General features: G+C 71.6%; 21 protein-coding genes. 11 read left to right on the top strand and 10 right to left on the bottom strand.

Features of this window, described 5'->3' with window-relative positions; genetic code table 11:
- Window positions 1-38 precede the first annotated feature (38 nt).
- On the top strand, window positions 39-1,664 hold the full coding sequence (locus G4D87_RS06160; RefSeq protein ID WP_163779903.1) for a sensor histidine kinase: 1,626 nt from the start codon (window positions 39-41) through the stop codon (window positions 1,662-1,664).
- Window positions 1,661-5,050, top strand: coding sequence for an ATP-binding protein (locus G4D87_RS06155; RefSeq protein ID WP_163779901.1), 3,390 nt, complete (start codon window positions 1,661-1,663; stop codon window positions 5,048-5,050). The genes G4D87_RS06160 and G4D87_RS06155 overlap by 4 nt, the downstream gene beginning before the upstream one ends.
- Here G4D87_RS06155 and G4D87_RS06150 read toward each other — a convergent pair.
- Window positions 5,036-5,509 (bottom strand): helix-turn-helix domain-containing protein, encoded by a 474-nt coding sequence (locus G4D87_RS06150; protein WP_163779899.1) that lies wholly within the window; start codon window positions 5,507-5,509, stop codon window positions 5,036-5,038. The genes G4D87_RS06155 and G4D87_RS06150 overlap by 15 nt on opposite strands.
- Before the next feature lie 215 nt (window positions 5,510-5,724).
- Between G4D87_RS06150 and G4D87_RS06145 the strand changes: the two genes are divergently transcribed.
- Together G4D87_RS06145 and G4D87_RS06140 are read left to right on the top strand one after the other, a co-directional pair.
- Complete coding sequence (locus G4D87_RS06145) at window positions 5,725-6,870, top strand: serine/threonine-protein kinase (protein ID WP_163779920.1); 1,146 nt, start codon at window positions 5,725-5,727, stop codon at window positions 6,868-6,870.
- Window positions 6,871-6,939: 69 nt separating this feature from the next.
- Complete coding sequence (locus G4D87_RS06140) at window positions 6,940-8,292, top strand: serine/threonine protein kinase (protein ID WP_240358045.1); 1,353 nt, start codon at window positions 6,940-6,942, stop codon at window positions 8,290-8,292.
- A gap of 21 nt (window positions 8,293-8,313) precedes the next feature.
- Here G4D87_RS06140 and G4D87_RS06135 read toward each other — a convergent pair whose 3' ends face one another.
- Entirely contained in the window at window positions 8,314-9,285 is a 972-nt protein-coding gene (locus tag G4D87_RS06135) for a TFIIB-type zinc ribbon-containing protein (RefSeq protein ID WP_163779897.1), read from the bottom strand.
- Window positions 9,282-10,301 carry a hypothetical protein gene (locus tag G4D87_RS06130; protein ID WP_163779895.1) on the bottom strand — a complete coding sequence of 340 codons (1,020 nt, stop codon included), beginning with the start codon at window positions 10,299-10,301 and terminating at the stop codon, window positions 9,282-9,284. Before G4D87_RS06130 ends, G4D87_RS06135 begins: the two co-directional genes overlap by 4 nt.
- Before the next feature lie 64 nt (window positions 10,302-10,365).
- Here G4D87_RS06130 and G4D87_RS06125 point away from each other — a divergent pair, with 64 nt between their 5' ends.
- The 6 genes from G4D87_RS06125 (at window position 10,366) to G4D87_RS06100 (ending at window position 16,326) form a co-directional block, all read left to right on the top strand.
- Window positions 10,366-10,671 (top strand): hypothetical protein, encoded by a 306-nt coding sequence (locus G4D87_RS06125; RefSeq protein WP_163779893.1) that lies wholly within the window; start codon window positions 10,366-10,368, stop codon window positions 10,669-10,671.
- Between the two features lie 78 nt (window positions 10,672-10,749).
- Window positions 10,750-11,433: a hypothetical protein gene (locus tag G4D87_RS06120; protein ID WP_163779891.1), complete on the top strand. Its 684-nt coding sequence runs from the start codon at window positions 10,750-10,752 to the stop codon at window positions 11,431-11,433.
- Window positions 11,434-11,565: 132 nt separating this feature from the next.
- The gene (gene rocD, locus G4D87_RS06115) at window positions 11,566-12,786 is read left to right on the top strand and encodes an ornithine--oxo-acid transaminase (RefSeq protein WP_163779889.1); all 1,221 of its coding nucleotides are present in this window, start codon (window positions 11,566-11,568) and stop codon (window positions 12,784-12,786) included.
- 138 nt (window positions 12,787-12,924) lie between these two features.
- Entirely contained in the window at window positions 12,925-13,869 is a 945-nt protein-coding gene (locus tag G4D87_RS06110; RefSeq protein ID WP_163779887.1) for an ArsA-related P-loop ATPase, read from the top strand.
- A gap of 52 nt (window positions 13,870-13,921) precedes the next feature.
- On the top strand, window positions 13,922-15,046 hold the full coding sequence (locus G4D87_RS06105) for an ArsA family ATPase (RefSeq protein WP_163779885.1): 1,125 nt from the start codon (window positions 13,922-13,924) through the stop codon (window positions 15,044-15,046).
- 110 nt (window positions 15,047-15,156) lie between these two features.
- A complete protein-coding gene (locus G4D87_RS06100) occupies window positions 15,157-16,326 on the top strand; it encodes a CBS domain-containing protein (RefSeq protein ID WP_163779883.1) in 1,170 nt (389 codons plus the stop codon).
- A 60-nt stretch (window positions 16,327-16,386) separates the two neighbouring features.
- Here the strand turns inward: G4D87_RS06100 and G4D87_RS06095 are convergent, their stop codons facing one another.
- From G4D87_RS06095 to G4D87_RS06070, 6 genes are all read right to left on the bottom strand, one after another.
- The gene (locus G4D87_RS06095) at window positions 16,387-17,205 is read right to left on the bottom strand and encodes a QcrA and Rieske domain-containing protein (protein ID WP_163779881.1); all 819 of its coding nucleotides are present in this window, start codon (window positions 17,203-17,205) and stop codon (window positions 16,387-16,389) included.
- Window positions 17,202-17,780 carry a YceI family protein gene (locus G4D87_RS06090; RefSeq protein ID WP_163779879.1) on the bottom strand — a complete coding sequence of 193 codons (579 nt, stop codon included), beginning with the start codon at window positions 17,778-17,780 and terminating at the stop codon, window positions 17,202-17,204. Before G4D87_RS06090 ends, G4D87_RS06095 begins: the two co-directional genes overlap by 4 nt.
- Window positions 17,781-17,817: 37 nt before the next feature.
- Entirely contained in the window at window positions 17,818-18,687 is an 870-nt protein-coding gene (locus tag G4D87_RS06085; protein ID WP_163779877.1) for a hypothetical protein, read from the bottom strand.
- A 394-nt stretch (window positions 18,688-19,081) separates the two neighbouring features.
- Window positions 19,082-19,507 (bottom strand): nuclear transport factor 2 family protein, encoded by a 426-nt coding sequence (locus tag G4D87_RS06080; RefSeq protein ID WP_163779875.1) that lies wholly within the window; start codon window positions 19,505-19,507, stop codon window positions 19,082-19,084.
- A gap of 162 nt (window positions 19,508-19,669) precedes the next feature.
- Window positions 19,670-21,139, bottom strand: coding sequence for a hypothetical protein (locus G4D87_RS06075; protein WP_240358043.1), 1,470 nt, complete (start codon window positions 21,137-21,139; stop codon window positions 19,670-19,672).
- A gap of 201 nt (window positions 21,140-21,340) precedes the next feature.
- Entirely contained in the window at window positions 21,341-22,462 is a 1,122-nt protein-coding gene (locus tag G4D87_RS06070; RefSeq protein ID WP_163779871.1) for a LysM peptidoglycan-binding domain-containing protein, read from the bottom strand.
- Between the two features lie 274 nt (window positions 22,463-22,736).
- On the opposite strand from G4D87_RS06070, the gene G4D87_RS06065 reads away from it, so the two are divergent.
- Window positions 22,737-23,324 carry an SCO family protein gene (locus G4D87_RS06065; protein WP_338044905.1) on the top strand — a complete coding sequence of 196 codons (588 nt, stop codon included), beginning with the start codon at window positions 22,737-22,739 and terminating at the stop codon, window positions 23,322-23,324.
- Between the two features lie 110 nt (window positions 23,325-23,434).
- On the opposite strand, the gene G4D87_RS06060 is transcribed toward G4D87_RS06065, so the two are convergent.
- Entirely contained in the window at window positions 23,435-23,866 is a 432-nt protein-coding gene (locus G4D87_RS06060; RefSeq protein ID WP_163779869.1) for a hypothetical protein, read from the bottom strand.
- Window positions 23,867-24,086 lie beyond the last annotated feature (220 nt).

The following is a 24,086-nucleotide window of genomic DNA, read 5'->3' as shown; positions in this document are numbered from 1 at the left end:
ACCCAGTCCACCCGAGCCAGGGTACGGAGGAGGCACATTTGGGTGGGGCTGAGACAGCCGGAGACGCGCGCTACCAGGAGCTGTTCAATGGCGCGGATGTCTCCCTCTGGGAAGAGGACTTCACCGCCGTCGCGTCCGCGCTCGACGGCCTGCGTGCCTCCGGCGTCCAGGACCTGCGCGCCTGGCTCGTGGCGCACCCCGGGTTCGTGCTGGAGGCCGCGGCGTCGGTGAAGGTCGTGGACGTGAACGAGGCCACGGTGCGCCTGCTCGAGGCGCGCGGCCGGGATGAGGTGCTGGGCACTCTGGCCCTGTCCCGCCTCTTCGTTCCGGAGACGGTGAAGTCCTTCACCGCCGAGCTCCTCATGTTCTGGGAGGGCGGCACGCGGCTGGAGCTGGAGACCAGGCTCCAAACGCTGCGAGGCCGCCACATCGACGTGATGCTCACCCTGACCCGGCCGGCGAGCGAGCGAAGCGACCGGGTCTTCATCACCATGCGGGACGTCACCGCGCAGAAGGCGTCCCAACGGGCGCTCCAGGAGAGCGAGGCCCGCTTCCGGAACATGGCGGACCACGCGCCGGTGATGCTGTGGATGACGGACGTCACCGGCCGCTGCGTCTACCTCAGCCGGACCTGGTACGAGTTCACCGGACAGACGGAGACAGAGGGCCTGGGCTTCGGCTGGCTCAAGGCCGTGCATCCCGACGACGCCGAGCATTCAGGGGCGGTGTTCCTCGACGCCAACGCGCGGCGCAGCCCCTTCCGGCTCGACTACCGGCTGCGGCGCGAGGATGGTGCGTACCTGTGGGCCATCGACTCGGCCAGCCCCCGCTTCGGGCCGGGCGGCGAGTTCCTGGGCTACATCGGCTCCGTCATCGACATCTCCGAGCGCAAGCAGGTCGAACAGGAGCGCGAGCGGCTGCTGACCGCCATGGACGAGGCCATCCGGCTGCGCGACGATTTCCTCGCCGTGGCCAGTCACGAGCTCAAGACGCCGCTGACGCCGCTCAACCTGAAGCTGCAGACGCTGGCGCGAGCCGCCCTGGAGCGGCGCGGACCGGAGCTGCTGGAGCGGCTGCCCGCGGACCTGGCGGTCATGCAACGACAGGTGAAGCGGCTGTCGACGCTGGTGGGTGAGCTGCTGGACGTGACGCTCATCAGCAGCGGTCAGCTGCGCCTGGAGCTGGAGCCGGTGGACCTGAGAGCGCTGGTCCAGGAGGTGGCCGCGCGCTTCGAAGGTGAGTCCCAGCGCACCGGGACGCCCATCCAGGCGGAGTTGGACGCGGTGGTGGTGGGCCAGTGGGACCGGGTGCGGCTGGAGCAGGCGGTGTCGAGCCTCCTCTCCAACGCCCTCAAGTACGGCGTGGGCCACCCCGTCTACCTGCAGGCCGGCGGGACGGCGGAGCGCGCCTGGTTCAGCGTCCGCGACGAAGGCATTGGCATTCCCCCCGAAGCGGTGGGCCGCATCTTCGAGAAGTTCGAGCGCGCCGTCTCCGAAAGGCACTACGGCGGCCTGGGCCTGGGGCTGTACGTCACGCGGCAGAACGTCCAGGCCATGGGTGGCACCATCGACGTGCGGAGCACGCTGGGTCAGGGCGCCACCTTCGTGGTGCACCTGCCCTGCCAGGTGCCTGGCGCGAACGCGGCGCGGGAAATGGCGTCATGAAGCGCTCCCAGGCGGTGGAGGAGGTGCTGCGCGGCGGCGGCGAGTGTGGCGCGCTGCTGCGGCGGGTCGACTGGGCGAAGACGGCCCTGGGCCCCGTGGAGTCGTGGCCGCAGTCCCTGCGCACCACGGTGGGAATCGTACTGGCCTCCAACTATCCGCTCTACCTGGCGTGGGGCCCCCGGTACGTGCAGATGTACAACGACGCCTACCGGCCCATCTGCGGCGCGACGAAGCACCCCGCGGCGCTGGGGCAAGAGGCCGCCGTCACCTGGCCGGAGGTGTGGAGCACCATGCTCGCGCCCGGCTGGGAGCGCATCCAGGCCACCGGAGAGCCCATCCGCGTGGAGGACCTGATGATGCCGCTGGACCGGAACGGCTACGTGGAGGAGTGCTACTTCTCCTACAGCCACAGCCCCATCCTCGACGAGTCCGGCGGCGTGGGCGGCATCTTCGCCGCCCTGGCGGAGACGACCGAGCGCGTGCTCAACGAGCGGCGGCTGCGCACGCTGTCCGCGCTGGGCGCGGCGGCCCTGGGCCAGGAGACGCCGGAGGCCACCTGCCGCGAGACGGCGCGCGTGCTCGAAGGCAACCCGAACGACGTTCCCCTGGCGCTGCTGTATCTCACCGGCGCCGAGGAGAAGACGGCGCGCCTGGTGGCCACCAGCGGCGTGACGCCGGGCGACCGCGCGGCCCCGTCCGTCATCCCCCTGGACGCGGAGGCCGCCCCGGACACCTGGCCCCTGGCCCACGTGACACGCACCGGGGCGCCGCTGCGGCTGGAGCGGATTCCCGAGGCCCTGGGCCCCCTGCCCGCCGGCCCCTGGCCGGAGGCGACCTCCTCCGTGCTGGTGCTGCCCATGCCGCGGCCCGGACACCCCCGACCGCTGGGCTTCCTGGTGCTGGGCATCAGCCCGCGCCGGGCGCTGGATGACACCTACCTCCGCTTCCTGGAGCTGGTGGCCAGCGGCGTGACGACGGCCGTGGCCACCGCGCGCGCCCGTGAGGAGGAGCGCCGCCGCACAGAGGCGCTGGCGGAGCTGGACCGCGCCAAGACGGCCTTCTTCAGCAACGTGTCCCACGAGTTCCGCACGCCGCTGACGCTGATGCTGGGCCCCGTGGAGGATGGCCTCCAGGACACCGGGGAGCCGCTGGGCCCGCGCCAGCGCCAGCGCCAGGAGACGGTGCACCGCAACGGCCTGCGGCTCTTGAAGCTGGTCAACACGCTGCTCGACTTCTCCCGCATCGAAGCGGGCCGGACCCGGGCCGCCTTCGCGCCCACGGACCTGAGCGCGCTCACCGCGGACCTGGCCAGCGCCTTCCGCTCCACGGTGGAGCGCGCGGGCCTGAAGCTCGTCGTGGCGTGCCAGCCGATGCCCGAGCCCGTCTGGGTGGACCGGGAGCAGTGGGAGAAGGTCGTCCTCAACCTGCTCTCCAACGCCTTCAAGTTCACCCTCGCCGGAGAGATTCGCGTCGCCTGCGCGGCGCACGACGACGGGGTGGAGGTGTCGGTGACGGACACCGGCACCGGCATCCCCGAAGCGGAGCTGCCGCGCATCTTCGAGCGCTTCCACCGCGTGCAGGGCGCCCGGGGCCGCAGCTACGAGGGCAGCGGCATTGGCCTGGCGCTGGTGCAGGAGCTGGTGAAGCTGCACGGGGGCGTCCTCACCGTCCGCAGCACCGAGGGCGAGGGCAGCACCTTCACGGTCCGGCTGCCGCGCGGCAACGCGCACCTGCCCGCCGAGCACCTGACGGCGGCGGAGTCACGCCACACCACCAGCCTGCCCGCCTTCGTCAGCGAAGCGGAGGCCTGGCTGGGCGCCCAGCCCCCCGCCGCCTTCACCGCCACCGAGGACATCCCGGCCCTCCGCGGCGAGCCCCGGCCGTCCCACACCAGCGCCACGGTGCTCCTGGTGGAGGACAACGCGGACATGCGGGACTACGTGCAGCGCCTGCTGAGCGGGCGCTATACGGTGGAGACGGCCGCCGACGGCCACGCCGCGCTGGCGTCGGTGCGGGCCCGACGGCCGGACCTGGTGCTCAGCGACGTGATGATGCCGGGGCTGGACGGCTTCGGGCTGCTGCGCGCGCTGCGCGAGTCGCACTTCACCGCGGACCTCCCCGTCATCCTCCTGTCCGCCCGCGCGGGCGAGGAGGCCACCGTCGAGGGGCTGGAGGCCGGCGCCAACGACTACCTGGTGAAGCCCTTCTCCGCGCGGGAGCTGCTGGCGCGCGTGGAGGGCAACCTCGCGTTGTCCAGGGTGCGCGAGGAGCAACGCCGGGTCGAGCAGGCGCGGCAGGCGCTGGCCGTCGTGGTGGAGCAGAGCCCGGATGCGATTGGCATCGCGGACACCGAGGGCCGCGTCACCTACCTCAATGAGGCCGCGCAGCGGATGCTGGGCGTGGCGGGACAGGAGGCGGCGCGCCGCACCGTCTTCCTGGACTACTTCCCCGAGGAGGACCAGGCCTTCACCCGGGACACCCTGCTCCCCGCCGTGGCGACGCGGGGGCGCTGGGAGGGTGAGCTCCAGCTGCGCAACCTCCAGACGGGCGCGCACCTCCCCGTCTTCTACAACGTCTCCACCCTCACCGACCCCCGGACGGGCCAGCCGGTGGGCATGGTCGCCGCGGGGCGCGAGCTGTCCGCGCAGAAGCGCCAGGAGGCCGAGGCCCGCCGGCGCGCGGAGTTCGAGCAGCAGCTCATTGGCATCGTCAGCCATGACCTGCGCAACCCGCTCAGCGCGATTCAGCTGGGCGCGTCCGTGCTGGCGCGGCGGGAGGAGCTGAACGAGCGGAGCCTGCGCGCGGTGCTGCGCATCCAGGCCTCCGCGGAGCGCGCGGTGCGGATGACGCGCGACCTGCTGGACTTCACCCAGGTGCGCATGGGCGGAGGGCTGCCCATCCACCGGCGGCCCGTGGACCTGCACGAGCTGGCGCAGCAGGTGATTGAAGAGCTGCGGCTGAGCCACCCCGAGCGGGAGCTCCACGTGAAGTCGGACGGGGACGCCTTTGGCGAATGGGATTCGGACCGCATCGCGCAGATGCTGGGCAACCTGGTGAGCAACGCGCTCCAATACAGTCCCGAGGACTCCCGCGTGACGGTGCGCGTCCACGGCGAGGCGTCGCGGGTCATGCTGTGCGTCCACAACGAGGGGCCTTCGATTCCCGACGACGCCAGGGAGCGGCTCTTCCGTCCGCTCCAGCGAGCGCGGACGGGCGGCGCCAACGCGGGGCGCAGCATTGGCCTGGGGCTCTTCATCGTGAAGCACATCGTCGAGTCCCACGGGGGCACCGTCGACGTGTCGTCCCGCGAGGGCCACGGCACGACGTTCATCGCGTGGCTGCCCCGGCTTCCTCCCAAACAGACCACCGCCTCAGGCGGGCGCTGAGCGCGAGCCCGTCGCCCGGCGCTTGCGCGCCGCGCGCGCGGCGGGCTTCTTCACCGGGGGGGCGGGCGCCGGGGCCGCCGGCGCAGGCAGCACCGTGACGACGGCGTTCACCACCCGGGACACCGCGCGGAGCTGACCGGGCTCCAGCTCCCGCAGCTTGCGCGTCATGCGGCGCAGCTCCACCGGGTCTTCCTTCACCGCCTTGCGGGGCGTGACGGGCGCCCCGTCGGAGCGGCCCACGCCCAGCAGCGTGTCCGAGGAGACCTGGAGCACGTCGCACAGCCGGCGCAGCGTCTGGGTCCGGGGCAGCATCTTCCCGCGCTCCAGGCGGCTGTAGACCTCCATGGCCATGCCCATGCGTTCAGCGACGTCGCCCTGGGTGAAGCCCAGACGCAGGCGGGCGTCACGCGCGGCGCGTCCCAACACGGCTGCCAGCTTGTGGTCGACGGGCTCACGCATGACGGCCGAGGGTCGCACGCTCGCCGGGTCCCGCAAGTTTCCGTCCGCCCTCCAAGTCAGGACACTACCTCACAGGGCAAACGTCATGCTATGGACCTCCAAGGTTGAATCATGACGCCGCCGACAATGACAGCCGCTGGGAACACGTCTGAATTGGACCTCCAAGGTCCTATGGGAGTCCATCCGTGACGCCGGGAGAGGAGCTGCACCCATTGATGCTCCAGGACTCGGAGGAGGTGGGGGCCTTCCGCATCGTCCGGCGCCTGGCCACCGGGGGCTTTGGCGCCATCTTCCTGGCCGAATCCGAGTCGCACCGGCAGGTGGCGCTGAAGTTCGCGCTCCAGGGCCCCTCGGAGGAGGACGCGCCCGGGGCGGACGCGCGGACCTGGAAGGAGGTCCACGTCCTCATGCGCCTGGAGCACCCCAACGTCGTGGAGCTGCTGGGCTACCGGCGGTGGCCGGACGCGCGTGATGGCCACCTGGTCCTCATCATGGGCTACGTGGAGGGCCCCACCCTGTCCGAGTGGGCCCTGTCCGCGCAGCCCACGCCCCGGCGCGCGGTGCAGGTGTTCCAGCAGTTGGCGCTCACGCTGGACGCCATCCACCGCGCGGGCGTGCTCCACCGCGACCTCAAGGGCAACAACATCATCATCCGCGCGTCGGACGGGCAGCCGGTGCTGGTGGACTTCGGCTCGGGGGACCACGCGTGCTCGCCCGTGCTGACCGAGGACACCCTGCCGCCGGGCACGCCCAGCTACCGCAGCCCGGAGGCCCTGCGCTTCTGGGCCCAGCCTCGGCCGGCGGGCTCGCGTTATGCGTTCGAGCCCACGGATGACCTCTACTCGCTGGGGCTGGTGCTCTACGAGGTGCTCACCGGGAGCCTCCCCTATCCAGCGCAACTGCCTCCCGCCGGGCTGCTGGCCAGCATCGAAGTGGGTGGCTTTCCCCTGCCCTCCGTCCGCAACCCGCGCGTCCCCAAGGCGCTGGACGCCGTCGTGGCGCGCTTGCTGTCGCCCTCCGCGGCGGGGCGGCCTCGCTCGGGCGCGGCCCTGTTCGACGCGCTGGCCGCGGCGCTGGCTGGCGCGGACGCGGCCTGGGACGAGCACCTGTTTCCGCCCCGCGCCCCCGAGGAGGCCGTCACCGAGGAGGCGCTGGAGCTCTTCGACGGAGACGAGGAGGCGCGCGAGCTGCGGCGCTGGATGCGGGTCCCGGAGCGAGCGGGCCCGCCAGCGCCCTTCGCGCCGCCCACCGAGCCCGCCTCCCCCTGGGCCCTGACGGAGCTCCGCCGCGCCAGCACGGGAGGGCGGCGGTGGCGGGACGCGCTGAAGTGGCTCCTGGCCACGCTGCGCTCGTGGCGCTGAGCCGGCGCGCCATTCATTGGGATGGGGAAATCCCTTCACTTTCATTCAACCTCAGAGGTCCATGAGCCCATGATGACGCCTGACACGACGACGGAGGAGCTTCCTGGAGATCCGCGCAGGCCCCGCGTGATGTTCACCGTGGCCGGCACGGTGTTCGAGTTCGTCCGCAAGCTGGAGATGCGCTCCACCGGAGAGCTGCTGATGCTGGCGCGGCGCCGCTACCGCAATGGCCTGAGCGGCCCGGTGGTGGTGAAGCGGCTGCGAAACCCCGCCACGTTCGTGGAGCGGCGACGGCTGGTGGAGGAGGTGGACCTCACGTTCCGGCTCAACCATCCGGCCATCGCCAAGGTGATGCTGTTGAAGCTGTACCGCGGCGCGCCCCACGTGGTGATGGAGCACGTGGAAGGGCGCTCGCTGGACACGGTGCTGAACCTGGCGGCCATGCGGCGGCGGCCCCTGTCCGCGGCGTTCGCGGCGCACGTGACGGCGGAGGTGGCGGAGGCGCTGAACCACGCGCACGGCCTCACGGATGAGTGGGGCCGGCCGCTGCACATCGTCCACCGGGACGTGAGCCCTCGGAACATCCGCGTGGGCGTCCATGGCGAGGTGAAGCTGACGCACTTCACGGTGGCGGCCTCGTCGCTCCCCGGGCGCGAGGTGACGAGCCGGGAGCTGGTGAAGGGAGACATCGCCTATGCCTCGCCCGAGGCGCTGCGGCGACGGAAGGTGGATGCCCGGTCGGACCTGTTCTCACTGGGGCTGGTGCTGCTGGAGCTGCTGACGGGCCGGCACCCGCTGATGGTGGATGACCTGGCGCCCGTGCTGGAGCCGGAGCCGCTGGAGCTCCACGCGCAGGGCCCCACGTGGATGCCCGTGAAGGAGGTGGCGGCGCGGATGGCCCAGGTGGGCCCGGAGCAGGTGGAGCGCCTGGCGGCGGGAGTCACCGAGCCGCTGCGGGCCATCCTGCTGCGGGCGCTGCGGCAGGACCCGTCGGAGCGGTTCCAGACGGGCGCGGAGATGGCGGAGGCGCTGCGCGCGTGGCTGGAGGCCCAGGGCGGCGCCCCGGGACGGCGGGCCATCGCGCAGGAGGTGGAGCAGGCCGCCGTGGAGGCGACGGTCCGGCGCAACCAGGCGGAGCTGCTCGAAGGCGGGCTGCAGCCGGAGGGGCTGACGGTGGAGGAGGCGGCCCTGGCCGGAGAGCCCTCGTCCGAGACGCCCCTGGGCGAAGCCGCGGGGTCCGCCGTCCGCTTGTCACAGGTGGCCGAGCTGACGCTGGAGGCGCGCATCACCCAGACGGTGGAGCCGGCGGCCGAGGCGCGCCCCGCTACCTCGGCCGAGGCCTCCTCCGACGACGACGCGCCGCTGGAGCCATCCACCACCGCCCCAGAACCCCCGGCGTCCACGAAGCCGGGCACACCGTGACGCGCGCGGCGTCACGGTCGGCTACAGCACGCGGGCGCCGTACAGCATGCCCACCAGCACCAGCAGCGCCGCCAGGATGACCGCCGCCACGCGCAACGGGGAGATGGGCGCCTCGCCCAGCACCACGTTCGCGTCCTGCCCGTGCACCAGCACCCGGTACGGCTTGTCGCGGTAGCGATAAGCCAGCACGAACACGGGCAGGGCCAGCCGCTGGGTGCGCAGGCTGGACAGCGCCACGGCGACGTGGACGTTCCGGAAGCGGGAGCCCGGAATGACGCCCTGCTGGAGGCGCTCGCGGGCCAGCCGCTCCACCGCCCCCAGCACGGTGCGCCGGGCCCCCGAGCGCGTGGCCTCGAAGCGCTCAATGTGCGCGCCTTCTGGCCCTCGCGGCGTGTCCTGGCCGGAGCCTCGCTGGTAGTGGGGCGCCAGCGCCTCGCACTCCTTCACCTTCAACCCGCGCGAGGCCGGCACCGGAATGCCCTGGAAGTCGAAGCGCGTCCGGCCCGCGTGCGGCGCCCAGTCCGACCGCCGCGAGCCCGCGTTCGAATCCGCCGTCCAGCTCACGTCCACGCCCGCGTCGAACATCCACGCCGGCCACCACACCGGACGCAGCGACTCCAGCGAGGCCTCCTGCGCCAGCCCGGACGGCCGGAAGAAGCCACCCCGTCCCAGGAAGCCCATCAGCGCGCCGCGCGCGGCCTCGGTGTCCACGGTGAAGGGCAGCCAGTGCTGCGCCTGCTCCACCGGGTCCGCCGTCGTCTCCACGTGGGTGACGGAGCCGCAGTAGTCACACCGGGGCGCCTTCGCCTCCACGGAGTACTCCACCGCCGCGCCGCAGCTGTCACACCGCACCACGCGGGCCCGCGCGCGCTCCACCGCGGCGCGTGGCGGAGGCGGCGCCGTCAGCCCGCAGATGGGGCAGCGCAGGTCCTCCGCCTCCAGCGCGCAGTCACAGCGCTGGCAGGGCGCCACCCTCACCGCCTCGGCGCTCATCGCCCGCCTCCCATGAACAGCCAGCCCACGGCCAGCACCACCAGCAGCGCCACCACGGCGGCCAGCACCTTCCACGGGGAGATGGGCGCCTTGCCGTGAACGGCCCCCGTCTGCCCGTTGACGAGCACCCGCAGCGGCGGCGCGTCCTTCGCGTACTTCACCGCCAGCACCCAGACGGGCAGCAGGCACACGTCGAGCGCCTCCCAGTCCAGCCGTGACTCGTGCTCCAGGCCCCGGTGCGAGTCCCCCGGCATGAAGCGCGACAACAGCCCGCTGACGCGCTCCACCGCTTCCTTCCGGGCCAGCGCCTCACACTGCGCCAGCGTGAGCGAGGGCTCCTCCGCCAACCAGCCGGAGATGAGCGCCGGGGTGTAGCGCGCCAGGCCGCGCAGGTCGAAGGGCTCCAGCGCCTCCAGCTCCGCGTTGTCCAGGCCCTTGGACGCGGTGACGAGCACGTCCGCCACGTAGCTGGAGAGCTCCCCTTCCAGCGGGCGCCACTCCGTGCGCGTCACGGTGCGCGTACGCGTCACCGTCTTCCCGTTCTCCGTCGTCGTGTACGTCTCCGTCTCCTGGTAGTTCTCCCCGATGGAGGCGCGGTAGCGCGCCTGCGCCAGCACGCTGTAGAGGTACGCGGGCACGTACACGCCTCGCACCTCGCCCGGAGCGGCGGAGCGGATGCCGGAGCGCGTGAAGCGGCTGCGCGAGCGCAACCATCGCGCCACCTGCGCCTTCGCCGCCATATGCGTGAGCGCGAAGCCCAGCGCGAAGACAGGCTCCGGCACACCGGGCACCGGAGGACGCTCCACCACGGCGGGCGCGGCGCAGTAGGGGCAGCGCGTGGTCCGCAGCGCGGGCTCCAGCACCAGGCGCGCGCCGCAGGACTGGCACCCCAGGTGGAGCAACGGTCCGGCCACGGCGGACGGTGTCTGTTGGGATTGCTCGGCCATCCCGCCAGTCTTGGCGCACCGGACCCGAGACGTCCATCCCGACCGCCTGCCCGCTCTCCTGGCTTGCATGCCCGCCGGCCCGTTGCCGCCGGCCTGTCCCGTTACGAGCGTAGTGTGACGGAGGGAATCCACCATGGCTCAGCGCGACAAGCAGCAACAGCCGGGCATCCAGCCACCCGAGGATTACTACGGCCGCACGCAGGAGCCGCGGCAGCCCACTCCGGAGAGCGAAGAGGAACGCGACCTGACGGACACCGCCGAGGCGGCTGAAGACACACAGCCCATGCGCACCCGCACCATCGACCCGGCGGAGCGCACGCCCGGCGCCATCCTGGATGAGATTGGGGATGGGGATGGACCGCGCAGCGACGCCGGCACCAACCCCTTGCCCGACACGTATTGGAGCGCCTACCCCGACGGCGAACCCCAGAGGGAGTGAGCCCTCACGCCGGCCCATGCGTGTCAGCCCCCCTCTGTACTGTGTGCTTATTCGCCAGCACCCAGGGGGAGCGATTCCATGGCGGAAATCCGTGAACTGCCGCGTGTGTCCGTGAACAAGTTGGGCGAGTACCTCGTCGCCACGCCCGCGCGTCGCAAGCGCATCATCCGCGACCAGAAGCACCCGCCGGAGCAGCAGTACCTGCGCTACCCGGAGGCGTCGCATGCGATTACGGACTTCCTCTGCCGGGGCATGGACCTGGCCCTCCTCCGCGAGCATCAGCGCCGCTTCGCGTGCAGCGTGCCCCAGACGGAGTTCGAGGCGCAGCGGCTGCAGCTCTGTTCAGAGGCGCTCGAGCGCTTCGCGGACCTGGTGCCCTGGTTGGATTTGGAGGAGACGCTCATCAGCGCGGTCGGCGCGGAGCCTCCGGTGCTGGAGGTGGCGGGCGTCACCATCAGCGTGCGGCCGGAGGTCGTGCTCCAGCGCATGGACAGACATGGCAACGCGCGCGTGGGCTTGATGAAGCTCTACTTCTCCAAGCACCAGCCGCTGGATGAGCGCTCAGGGCAGTACATCGGCACGCTGCTCCAGCGCTTCACCGAGCAGCACCTGTGCCCGCTGGGCCCGTGTGACCACCGCCTCATCCAGGTGGTGGACGTCTTCGCGGGGACGGTCTTCACCGCGCCGCGGGCGCACATCCGGCGGCTGAGCGACGTGGTGCTCGCCTGCGAAGAAATCGCGGAGCGCTGGTCCGTCCACTGACGCGGCGAGCCATGGCCGGGGTGCGGTGCTCAACGAAACAACCGCCTGGGCGCATGCGAGGGTGGACACGTCGAAGGACTTCATCGAAATCGAGGGTCCTGCTTCGCGCCACCCGACACCCCAGGGAGTTCCATGAGCACCGAGCACGCCGCCCCCGCCCTCTCCACGCGCGACTTCATCGACCTGGAGGAGCGGTATGGGGCGCACAACTACCATCCGCTGGACCTCGTCATCGAGCGGGGCGAGGGCTGCTGGGTCCATGACGTGGAGGGCCGCAAGTACCTGGACTGCCTGAGCGCGTACTCGGCGGTGAACCAGGGGCACTGTCACCCGCGCATCCTGGAGACGCTGCGCGAGCAGGCCGCGAAGGTGACGCTGACGTCACGGGCCTTCCGCAATGACCAGCTCCCCCACCTCTACAAGGCCCTGCGCGAGCTGTCTGGCTTGAGCCGCGCGCTGCCGATGAACTCGGGGGCGGAGGCGGTGGAGACGGCCATCAAGCTGGCGCGCAAGTGGGGCCACACCGTCAAGGGCATCCCCGAGGACAAGGCGGAGGTCATCGTCTTCGCGAACAACTTCCACGGGCGCACCATCAGCCTCATCAGCTTCTCCACCGAGCCGAGCTACCGGCGGGGCTTTGGCCCCTTCACGCCCGGCTTCACCGTGGTGCCCTACGACGACGTGGAGGCGGTGCGGCGCGCCATCACCCCCAACACCTGCGCCATCCTGATGGAGCCCATCCAGGCGGAGGCCGGCGTGCTGATTCCGCGCGACGGCTACCTGAAGCAGGTGGCCGGGCTCTGCCGCCAGCACCGCGTGCTGTTCATGGTGGATGAAATCCAGACGGGCCTGGGGCGCACCGGGAAGACGTTCGCCTTCCAGCACGAGGACGTGCGGCCGGACGTCGTCGTGGTGGGCAAGGCGCTGTCGGGCGGCTTCTACCCGGTGTCCGCCGTCATGGCGGATGACGAGGTCATGGGCGTGCTCCGCCCCGGCGAGCACGGCAGCACCTACGGCGGCAATCCGCTGGGCTGCGCCGTGGCGCGCACCGCCCTGGACGTGCTGCGCGACGAGCGCCTGGTGGAGCGCTCCGCCGAGCTGGGCGCGTCGTTCCTGGCCATGCTGAGGACGCTGAAGAACCGCCACATCGTGGAGGTGCGCGGCCGGGGGCTGATGATTGGCGTGGCGCTGGACATCTCCGCGCGGCCTGCCTGCGAGGCGTTGATGAAAGAGGGCGTGCTCTGCAAGGAGACGCACGACTCCGTCATCCGCCTCACGCCGCCGCTCATCGTCACCCAGGCCGAGCTGGACTGGGCCTTCGAGCGCATCAAGAAGGTCATCGAGGCGCTGTAGTCCCAGCGCCGCCCGGGCACGCGAGCGACCGCGTGCCTGGGGCCGTGGCACCGGGGCCTCGGTTGTCCTGGCGTGTCGCCTTCCCCACCGTATCGGGGACAGCGCGCGGCCTGGGGCGCTGCGACAGGACGGTGGCCGGTGCTCGAAGCCCTCTGGGACAAGCGTGCGCTGCTCGTATCGGGCAAGGGCGGCGTGGGGAAGACGACGCTGGCGGCGGCGCTGGCCGTGGCCGCCGCGCGCGCGGGCCGCACCGTGCTGCTGGCGGAGCTGGCGCCGGAGGAGGACGGGCCTTCCCCCCTGGCCGCGCGAGTGGGAGCGCGTCAGGCAGGGCCCCAGGTGACGCGGGTGCGTCCCGGGCTCCACTTCGTGCGGCTGTCCGCGGCGGAGGGCCACCGGCACTTCCTGGAGCGCGCCCTGCCCGCGCGCTGGCTGGCCGACGCCGCGCTGCGTACCCGGGCCCTGCGCCGCTTCCTGGAAGCCGGGCCCGCGCTCCGGGAGATGGGGCTGATGTACCAACTGCTGGCCCTGCTCCGGCTCACCCGGCCGGATGGGCGCTTCGTCCACCCGCTGACCGTCGTCGACCTGCCCGCCACGGGACACGCGCTGGCGCTGGCCGCCCTGCCCCAGCGCGTGCTGTCCCTGATGCCCGGGGGCCCCATTGGCCGCGACGTGCGGGAGGGGCTCGACTTCCTCCAGGATGCGGCGCGCACCGCGGTGGTCCTCACCAGCCTGCCGGAGCCGCTGCCCGTCAGCGAGGCGCTCACCGTGGCCGCCGAGCTGCGCCGGCTGGAGCTGCCCCTGTCCGCGGCCGTCCTCAACCGGATGCCGGAGGACCCCTTCACGCCCGAGTCCCGCGCCGCGCTGCGCCGGCTGCTCGCCGCGCACGGGCCGCACCAGGGGTGGCGTGAGCTGGAGCGGCTGGAGCGGGCCCGGGCCGCCTCCCTCCGGCTGGCGCGCACGCTGCGCGCGCCGCTGCTCACCCTGCCCGAGCTTCCCGCCACCGGCCCCGCGCTGGTCGAGGCGCTGGCGGAGGGGTTCGCACCTCGCCCGGAGCACGCGCCTTGGCAGGAGGCCCTGCCGTGAGCCATGGGCGACGAAGCAGCGGGCGCCGGCGCGTGTCACGGGAGCGCACGCCATGAGCGCGGGCGACCTGCGCCGGCTGCTGCGTGAGAAGCGCGTCGTCGTCCTGTGCGGAGCGGGCGGCGTGGGCAAGACGACGACGGCGGCGGCCCTGGGCGTGGCCGCCGCGCGCGCGGGACGGCGGGTGCTGGTGCTCACCATCGACCCGGCGCGCAGGCTCGCGGAGGCCATGGGACTGCAGGAGAGCGGCCCCGAGCCCACGTCGATTCCCCCCGAGCGCCTCTTCGCCGATGGCCGCCAGGGCCCGGGGCTCCTGGACGTGTGGATGCTGGACCCCCGCGCCATCTTCGAGCGCATGGTGCACCGGCTGGCGCCCACGCCCGAAACGGCGCGCGCGATTGTCGACCACCGCCTCTACCGCTTCCTGTCGGAGCTGGTGGCGGGCGTGCAGGAGTACGCCGCCGCCGAGGCCCTGGACGGCTTCCTCGAGGACGGCCGCTACGAGCTCATCCTGCTGGACACGCCCCCCAGCCGGCACGCGCTGGACTTCCTGGACGCGCCCGGACGGCTGGCGCGCTTCCTGGATGAACGCATCGTGTCGCTGTTCGGCCCGCAGAAGCGGGCGCGCGGCGGGCGGCTGTGGCACGGCGCGCAGGTGGTGGTGGACCGCGTCCTGGCGGGCATCTTCGGCGCGGGCTTCACCCAGGAGATGCGCGGCTTCATCGGCGCGTTCGGCGGCCTCTTCTCCGGCATGCGGCTGCACACGGAGCGGCTGCACCAGCGGTTGGCCTCGCCGGACGCGGCCTTCCTGCTGGTGACGTCCCCGGAGCCCGCCTCCCTGCGCGAGGCCACCTGGTTCCGCGAGACGCTGGCCGCGCGGGGCCTGCCCTTCGCGGGCTACGTGCTGAACCGGAGCTGGGCCCATGACGACGTGCTCGCGGCGCCCGAGGCCCTGCTGGAGCACACCGGAGGCGACCGCCACGCGGAGCACGCCGTGGCGGCCCTGGCCCGCCTGGCCGCGGTGGAGCAGGCGCGCGCCAAGGCCCACCAGGACGTGCTCGACCGCCTCACCCGGCACCTTCCCACCGGGACGCTCGCGGTGGCCGCGCCGGACGCGGGCGCGGAGCTGGAGGAGTTCAGCGGCCTGGTCCGCCTGGGGGACGCGCTGGCGGCGGGGTGAGGAGCGCCAGGGCGGGACAGGCACCCGCTCGCTCGGACGCTCGCACCTTGGAGGCACGCGGCCTCACCCCCAGCGTTGCAGTTTGAACCCCACTGCGCCCGAGGAGCGTCATGACCCACAGAAGCATGGACAACGGCAGGGATGAACCCCACCGCGAGGCGGACGTGGCGCCTCCGGGCTCGCGGGAGCGCGCCGAGTCCGACCTCACCGGCTGGAACCCCGCCCGCGACGAGGAGGCCTCCACCCGCCAGGGCCGCTACCACCGCGCGGCGACGATGCGCATGGCCAGGCCGCGCACCCAGGTGGACGACGGGCCTCGCGAGGACATGAACGGCACGTCCCCGGAGGACAGCGGCCCCTACGGCCGGGACGACCGGGACAGCCACTATGCCAGCGGCAAGGGACCCCGGCACGACACCGGGGAACAGGACGTCGAGTTCTCCCGCCAGCGCGCTGACTACCGGTCCTGGGACCGCACCGGCTACGGCGGCGGTGGCGACGAGCCCTCCCTCACGCAGGCCCCTCAGGGGGAGTCCTACCGCGACGTGCGCTTCCATGGCCGTGAGCGCGCCTTGCACGGCGAGGAGCGCCATGGCGACGCGCGCCCCCACTACCGGATGGACCGGAGCGCATCCCATGGCCCGGGCCGCGACGAGGCGAGCACCTACCGCGGGGAAGGCGCGGCGTCCGCTTCAGCCCGTGACGAGGCGAGCACCCACCGCTGGGCTGGAGCAGGCGCGCCTTCGTCCACCAGCGCGCGGCGTGACGGCGCGAGCACCCAGGTCTACACCGCCGTCGCGGGCCGCGCCCGCCCCGGCCGCTGGCGTCACGAGCCCCTGATGGCCCGCGAGGTGATGACGCGCAACGTGCGCACGGCGCGCCCGGAGAGCCCGCTGCGGGACGTGGCGCAAATCATGAAGGACGAGTCCTGCGGCGTCGTCCCCATCGTGGACGAGCGAGGCCGGCTGGTGGGCATCGTCACCGACCGGGACCTGGTGGTCCGCGCCCTCACGGGAGGCCGCTCACCCGAACAGCTCCGCGCGTCCGACGTGATGACGGATGACGTGGAGGCCGTCACGCCGGACGACACGCTCCATGACGTCATCGGGCTGATGGGGCGCCGTCAGCTGCGCCGCATCCCCGTGGTGGAGCGCGACGACGGCATCGTGGGCATCATCTCCCTGGGCGACATCGCGCTGCGCGCCGACCACGACGAGGAGCTGCAACAAGCCCTGGAGCGCATCTCCTCCAAGCGCTCCTTCTGGAGCCGGCTCGGCTGAGCGACGCCGCGCGCCCTTCGAGTGCGGGCGGGCCTGGTGTCGGGCCCACCCGCGCATGGCTCACGCCACGCCGGTCAGCACCACGGAGTCGCCGGTCTCCGACACCGTGAACTTCTTGAGGGGAATGGTGGCCGGCCCCTGCGTCACCGCGCCGTCCCGCGTGAAGATGGACGCGTGGCAGGCGCAGAACAGGTCCGCCTCCTGCTCGCGGTAGTTCACCTCGCAGAAGGCATGGGTGCACACGGAGTCCACCGCCGACAACGAGTTGTCCTGCAGGCGGAACACGAAGATGCGCTTGCCGTACCCGGACGGCACCCCCGTCACCGAGCCGCCCACGTCCCGAAGCTGGGGGAACTGGCTGAGCGGCAGCACCACCTGCCCGTTCACCGCGGACGGGAAGTCGCTCTGGCCCGCGCGCAGGTTGATGCGCAGCACGCCCGTGTTCGGGTTGTACTCCGCCGCGAACGTCTGCAGCGGCACGGTGGCCGGCCGCTGGAGCACCGCGCCGTCCGTGGCGCTGAAGCGCGACAGGTGGCAGGGGCAGATGACGTCCTTGCCGTCGAAGCCCAGGGGGCAACCGACGTGCGTGCACAGCGACGACAGCACGGAGAAGTCGTCCGGCGCGCCGTCGTCCTTGGAGTGCACCACCAGCAGCGGCACCTGCTCACCCGGGACGCGCACCGTCAACGCGCCGCCCACGGGCTCCAGGTCCGGATAGCGCGACACCAGGAGGTCCACCGTCCCCAGCTCGCTGGCCGTGACGTCCGTCACCGGAGCGGGGTTGATGTCCGGCGCGCAGCCCGGCAGCGTCGTCGCCGCCGCGCTCGCCGCGCCTGTTCCCAGAATGCCCTTGAGGAATCCTCGTCGCGTCGAACTCACGTACCCTCCACCTCGAATACCAGCTTGGGCTCCAGCACCAGGACGTCGTCCACCTTCACCATCAACAGCGACGGGCGGTTGACGTTATAGGCATCCAGGCTGATGTCGAAGCTGCCCTCGGCCACCGCCTCCTTCTCCGACTTGAACAGCACCGTCATCGGAATCTCCACGGTCTTCTTCACGCCGTGGAACGTCAACTGGCCCTTCACCTTCACCGGCACCTTCGCCGGGAAGCTGGTGGGCGGCTTCACGCCGGTGGCCACGCCCTTGAAGTCGATGATGGGGAACTTCGCCGCGTCCGTCGTCTCCATCATGTGCGCGTCGCGGTTGGCGTTGCCCGAGTCGAAGTCCTTCACGTTGGCGCGCACCGCCACCTGGAGCGTGCCGTTCGGCATCAGGCGGGCCTTGCCGTCGCTGGGCGGCGCCTTGCCCACCACCTCATGCAGCTTGTGCTTGAGCTTGTAGGTGAGCGAGCTGGCGTCCTTCTTGACGCTATACGTGCGGGCCTGCGACTGCGCGACTGCGGGCAGCGCGAGCACCAGGGTGGCGATCAGGGCGATTCGTCGAGCAATCACGTCAACCTCCAGGGAACCACTACGAAAGGCATGCGCTTCAGAAGAACAGCGTGAAGACGCCGGCCGACACCGCGCCCAGCGTCACGTAACCGGAAACCTGGTGCGCGGTGGCCAGGTCCGTCTCCGACAGCCGGCCAAAGCGGTCCGTGGCCATGATGCCCAGGACGATTTGCGCCACCATGCCGACGGTGGCGAGCGCCATGAACAGCTTGTGGACGGTGATGGTGTCCCACTGGAACGTGTCCTTCTCGAAGGGTTCCGGCGCCAGCACCCCCAGCAGGCCCACGGTGGCGAACAGCGCCGACGTGCCGATGGCGAGCCCCCGGTGCAGGCCCAGCAGGTTGCGGTCATCACCGCCGCCGCGGAACGAGTCGTTGAACTGGAGCTGCCCCACCACCGTGGTGCCGACCAGGCCGGCGGCCATCGCGAAGCCCAGGCCCTGGTGCAGCTTGAGCATGGTGCGGCGCCGGCCAATGCGCTTCTCCAGGTCCGGGTCCACCTGCGCGGCGGCCGCGGCCTCGGCGGGCTCCAGCAGGTCGAAGTCCAGTGAGTCGCCCCCTTCCGCCGGACTCTCACCCGACTCCTTCTGGACGGTGGGCGCGTCGTCCGTCGGAGACAGGGGCCTGGCGGGCTCCACCTGCATCATGGGCTGGACGGGCTGAAGCTCCGGGGCGTCCACGGCCGGCGCGGCCTTCTTGCCCTTCTTCGCGGGCTTGCGCTTCGACGTGGCCCGGGTCGGCTTCGCGGCCTTCTTCTTCGTGGCCTTCGTCTTCGTGGCCTTCGTCTTGGAGGAGGACTTCACCGCCCGGGTCTTTTTCGCGGACTCGGTCTGGCGCTGCTGGGCCCAGGCGGTTTGGGGTGCGGCAATCAGCGACAGGACGATGAAGAAGGCAGCAAAGCGGGTCATCAGGCTTTTCCGTGTAGACGCAAAGCAAACTGCCGGGTCAGGACCGGTCATCCGAGCGCGTGTCCTCCGCCACACCATCACCCACCCACCTTCTCCGAGGACGGAGCGAACGCTAGCGCGTCCGGGCTTTCCGGGAAACGCACCGCGTCGAACGGTACCGCCTAGAAACCGGCGGACCGGCATCATTTTCCGCGGTCCCTGTCCGGACAGCGTCGGCGGTCCGGGGACGCGGCGGCTGACGGTAGCGTCCGCACCTGGGAATCGGGAGGTGTCTGAAGGTCACGGCCCAGTGTCGGGCAACGGCCAGGGGTGGAAGGCGCGGCCGGGCTGGCGAGCCCGGCGGCTCACTTCACAGGGAACAATCTGACGCCCCCAGGCGGGGCGGCCTCACGCCTCACGCGGGGGTGGTGGCGGGGACTTCCGTGCGCGGCGCGCTGCCGGCGGTCAGTTCCAGGCCGAGCGCGTGCGGATCAAAGTACGCGTAGAAGCGGCGGATCCGGTCGCCATCCCACTCGATGATGGACACGCCCTCATAGGCCACCGCCGCGCCGTTGTGGGCGGTGCCCTGCGTCTCCCATTCGAGCGCGACGCGGGAGCCCGCCTCAATCATGTTGCGAAAGGTGGACTCCACGCGCTGGAGCGTGCCCTTGTATTCACGCCAGAACCGCCGGGCGCCCTCCTGGCCGGAGAAGACCTGCGGCGAGGCCACGTTGCTCACCTGCGCGTCGTCGCTGAACAGGGAGACGAGGGCCTCCATGTCGCCTTCCTTCTCCAGCTTCGCCAGTGCGTCCACGAACCGCTGCGCTCGCTCCATCGCCATGCGCTGCCTCGCTCCTCGTGAAAGAGTCACCCAGGGGAAGGGTGCTCACGCCTTCGGGACATGGCCCTCCGGAGGGCCCGGCCCCTCGCTCTCCGGACCGCCGTTCGGGGGACTCGCCGCGGGGCCCGGTGGTCGACGCACGTCTGTCCCAGGTCCGTGGCCTCAGCGCGGCAAGGCCCGGGTCCACGTCTCCCGATTCCACCCGTCCTTCGAGTAGGCCGCGCGCGTGGCCTCAGGCAGCGCGTCCCACGTCGTGCGAGAGGCCAGCTCGGCTGGCGGCTGGAAGACGCCCCGGTGCTCGCGGTCCACGGCCCGCCGAGCCCGCTCCGCCGTCAGCCCCTTCATGGAGAAGCCCGCCTCGACGCTGGCCTGGCTCCCATCCGCCTTGAGCTTCGCGGACACGCCGCCCCCGAGCTCCGCCTGCTTCGAGTTGAGCGTCGCGTGCACCTGGAGCAGCGCGCCGACGCCCACCGCGACGCGCTGCTCGCCGCCCGACGACAGGCTGAGCTCCACGAGGCCCAGGTTCACCTTGACCTTCCCCTCCGTCTCGCCCGAGCTGTCATGTGACACCTCGACGCCCACGGGGCCCGCGCGCGCGGCGACGCCCACGTCCCCCTTCAGCGCGCCATGTCCCCGGGTGTCGAGCGCCGCCTTCGCGCTCCACTGGGCGTGCTCGCTGCTGACCCCCACCTTGCCGTGAAGCCGCACCGTCCCCGCGGCGCGCTCCCCGGAGAGCTCCCGCTGCCGGGCGCTGACGTGTTGCAGCGCCAGGTTGAGCGTCTTCGGCCGGCCGATGCCCGCCTTCCAGGCCGCCTCGTAGTCCCGCCGCGACGGGTCCTTCCACTCGAGGCCCAGGAGGGATTCGGGCAGGTGCGCGGCGCGTGGCGGCCCCAGCGCGCCCAGCTCCTGGAGGCTCGGGGCCCCCTCCACCGCGCGGACATACCGGCCGAGGTATTCGGCGTGCGCCCGGTAGAAGCCCGCGCCCACGTCAATGGCGTGTGCGTTCACCGCGTCACGCAGCGCCCCCGGCAGCCGCCGTTCGTTGACGAAGACGTCCGGCACCGCCGGGTAGCCCAGGGGGCCTACCGGGCCTGACTCCCCGTTGCGCCGCTGGAGCACGCCCTTCGACTCCGCCTGCTCCAGGAACGCGAGCCGCGAGCCCGCGTCCTGCGCCTTCACGTATGCGCCCAGCAGGCCGCCTTGCTGCAAGCGCTCCAGCGCGGCCCGGTACGTGCCCGCCGGCAGGCTCCCCAGCGCGGTGTGCACCGCCCGCACGTCATCAGCGCCGACGGTCCAGTTCTCCAGGCCCCGCGTCAGGCGCGCGCGGAGGCCTTCGAGGACGTCCGTGGGCGCCTCCTCCCTCGAGGCGCCCGGGCGCGACCAGCCTCCCAGCACGGCCAGCTCCCCCGCGGACCGGGCAGGTCCCGCGTCAACGGGCGTGGCGCCGCGAGCCGGGGGCTCCGGCGGCTTCGTGGTGGAGCCGTCGAAGGCGCGCACCTCGTTGCGCTGGGGGGACGGCGCCTGCGCGCGGGGCTCCGCGGCGCGCGGCGGAGACGGGGGCGCCGCCGTGGCCTCGGCGGGGGTGTCGATGGTGGACAGCGAGGAACCGCCGGACGAATCGATACGAGGCATGGGAGGCGCTCCGGGTGGGAGCGGCCTGTCCGATGCAGCCAGCGCACCAGGGTGTCTCGCAGGGCCGCGCGCGTCCGGTGGTCGCCCCGGTTGGACGTGGCATCTCCCCGGTGGGATGGGGCTCGCCCGAAACGCGACGGGGACCGGGGCCTTGCTGGCCACGGTCCCCGCTTCACCGCACCGCGCGTTGGGAGCGCGGGCTCAGAAGACGTTCTGCGCGCGGCGGTAGTACATCTCGCGGTCCGCCAGGCCGTTGTAGCCACCGTTGATGCGGCGGGTGACCTCGCGGAAGTTGCCCGCGTCCGCGTAGGTGTTGAGGTTGCGCGACGACCAGTACCAACCGGCGATGCGGAACGCGACGTCCGGGTCCTTGGCGCGCTGGGGGTTGCCCTCCAGGTCGATGCCCAGCGCCTGGCCCGCGGCGCGGTAGTTGGCGCGGCCCGTGAGCTGGATGGGGCCACGGCCCTTGTACCGGACGCCGTCGCCCGGCTGGGTGTTGCCCAGGTCCCTGCGCCCCTCGTAGGCGGCGCCGGAGGCAATCTCCTCCATGTAGCGGAGCTGGCCGCTCTCGTGCGCGAGCTGCGCCAGGAAGGCCGCCTTGCGCATGGGCGTGGTGATGTTCGCCTCCGCCATGGCCCGGTTCAGGTGGGGCAGGTACTGCTCCGCCTTCGCCTGGGACAGGTTGGGCATCACCGCCCGGAGCTGCTGCACCGTCACGCCGGCGGAGCCACCGGTCGGCGGCTTCGGGCCACCCACGCCCCCCACCGGCGGCTGGTTCGGCGTCGGCCGGGTGGGCGACGCGCCGCCACCGCCCGGAATCGTGAGCCGCTGGCCCACGTAGATGAGGTTGGGGTTGGAGATGTTGTTGGCCTTGGCCAGCGCGCTCACCGACGTGCCATGCCGACCGGCGATGCCGCTGAGCGTGTCGCCCGACTTCACGGTGTACGAACCGCCGCCCGAGGAAGGCGCCGGGCTGCTCGGCGCCGCGCCGCCCGTCCCCGGAATCGTGAGCTTCTGGCCCGCGTAGATGCGGTCCGGGTTGGAGATGTTGTTGGCCTTGGCCAGCGCGCTCACCGACGTGCCATGCCGACCGGCGATGCCGCTGAGCGTGTCACCCGACTTCACCGTGTAGCTGGAAGCCGCCCGGCCCCCACCCGAGGCGCGAGGCGCGTCGAAGCCGTCCGGGATGCGGAGCTGCTGCCCCGCGTAGATGAGGTTCGGGTTGGAGATGCCGTTGCTCTTCGCGAGCGACGACACGGAGGTGTTGAAGCGCTGGGCCAGCGCGCTGAGGGTATCGCCACGGCGAACGGAGTAGGTCGTCACGGGGGGGGCAGACTCCTGAAAACAGAGAGGCGACGTGCCTACATTTTCGTAACGACTGAGAGGATGTTTCCCCGGAAGAGCTGTTATTTATGTATAGACTAATGCAAAATCACTGAAATCACGGAATTGTGACCGCCAGGATGTCGCACCCCCACGGCCGCGCTTGTGTGACTCCGGGGGTTCCGTTACCTCCGGGGCCATGTCCGCTGACTCCGTCCTTCCGGCCCCAGGGGCCCGTCTCACGCAGCGCCCGGGGTTCTGGGCAGGTGTCGCCGTGGCCGCGCTTGGCGTCACCGCCGCGACGGGGAGCATGCTGATCCGTGGCCAGGGCAGTGGCGCCCTGCCCCAGCTGGGCACGCTGCCGGACTTCACCTTCACCCGGCATGACGGCCAGCCCTTCGGGAGCACGCAGCTGAGGGGCAAGCCCTTCGTGGCCAACTTCATCTTCACGCGCTGCCCCACCATCTGCCCGGCCTTCACGCGGAAGATGGTGGGTGTGCAGGACGCCACCGCGTCCTCCGGCGCCGGGCTCCAGCTGGTGTCGTTCTCCGTGGATCCGAAGTACGACACCCCGGAGCGGCTCACCGAGTATGGCGAGCGCCACGGCGCGGACTTCTCCCGCTGGAGCTTCCTCACCGGCGACTACGAGCAGCTGAAGGAGACCATCGTCCAGGGCTTCAAGGTCAGCATGGGCCGTGAGCCCGGCGCGCCCGAGGACGACCTGCTCTCCATCTTCCACGGGACACACTTCGTGCTCGTGGACGACGCCGGGCAGATTCGCGGCTACTACGACAGCGCGGACAGCGACTCCACCGAGCGCCTCATCCGCGACACCCGCCGGCTGGCCCAGACAGGGCACTGAGCACCGCGGCGGTGGCCGCGCCAGCCCGCAAAGCCGAAGGGCCGGCCCCGCAGCTTCGCGGGAGACCGGCCCTGGGGCTCGCTACCAGTTCGCGCCAGCGGCGCGGATCATCACTCCACGAAGCGGGCGTGGTTCTGCGCGATGATGTTCTGGAAGTTCTGCTGACCCAGCGGGTTCTCCGCGAAGGCGCCGACCTTGTCCGCCGCGCCCTTGACCGTCTGCGCGATGTTGGTGATGTCCTGCACCTTGGGGGCAATCTTGGACAGGAAGCCCAGGCTGCCCAGCGTGCCCTCACCCAGGAAGGACGAGGCGCCCTGCTTCACCAGGTTCTCCACCGTGGGGCCCAGGAACTTGCCGACCAGGGGCAGCTTGCCGACCTTCTCACCGATGAACTTGGCGATGGGGTCCACCAGCGAGCTCAGGGGCTTCTGGAGGAACTCCATGGCCTTGCCGCCGATGTTCGCGATGCCACCGGCAATCTTGCTCACCGTGCTGGCGACGTTGCTGATGACCTTCGTAACGGACTTGAGTGCGCTGCCCATGGTCGTGCCCCTTGAATTCTAGATGCCTGGAAGGCGGAGATTTGTGCCGGAAGGAAAGCTCGAAAGGATTCTCGGTGCATGTGGGGAATTGTTTCCTCCCACCTTTTTCGTCGAATTTTCCCCTCTGGCCTCCGCCCGGAGTGTCAGGGATTACGGACGGTTACCGCCGCTGCTGCCCTTCTTGAGCTGATCCATCAGCTCCTGTCTCTTATAGACATCT

This window comes from Myxococcus vastator (genome assembly GCF_010894475.1).
GTDB classification, from domain to species: Bacteria; Myxococcota; Myxococcia; order Myxococcales; family Myxococcaceae; genus Myxococcus; species Myxococcus vastator.
Note: the sequence above shows the minus strand (reverse complement) of the source record. Positions and strands in the feature narration are given on the sequence as shown.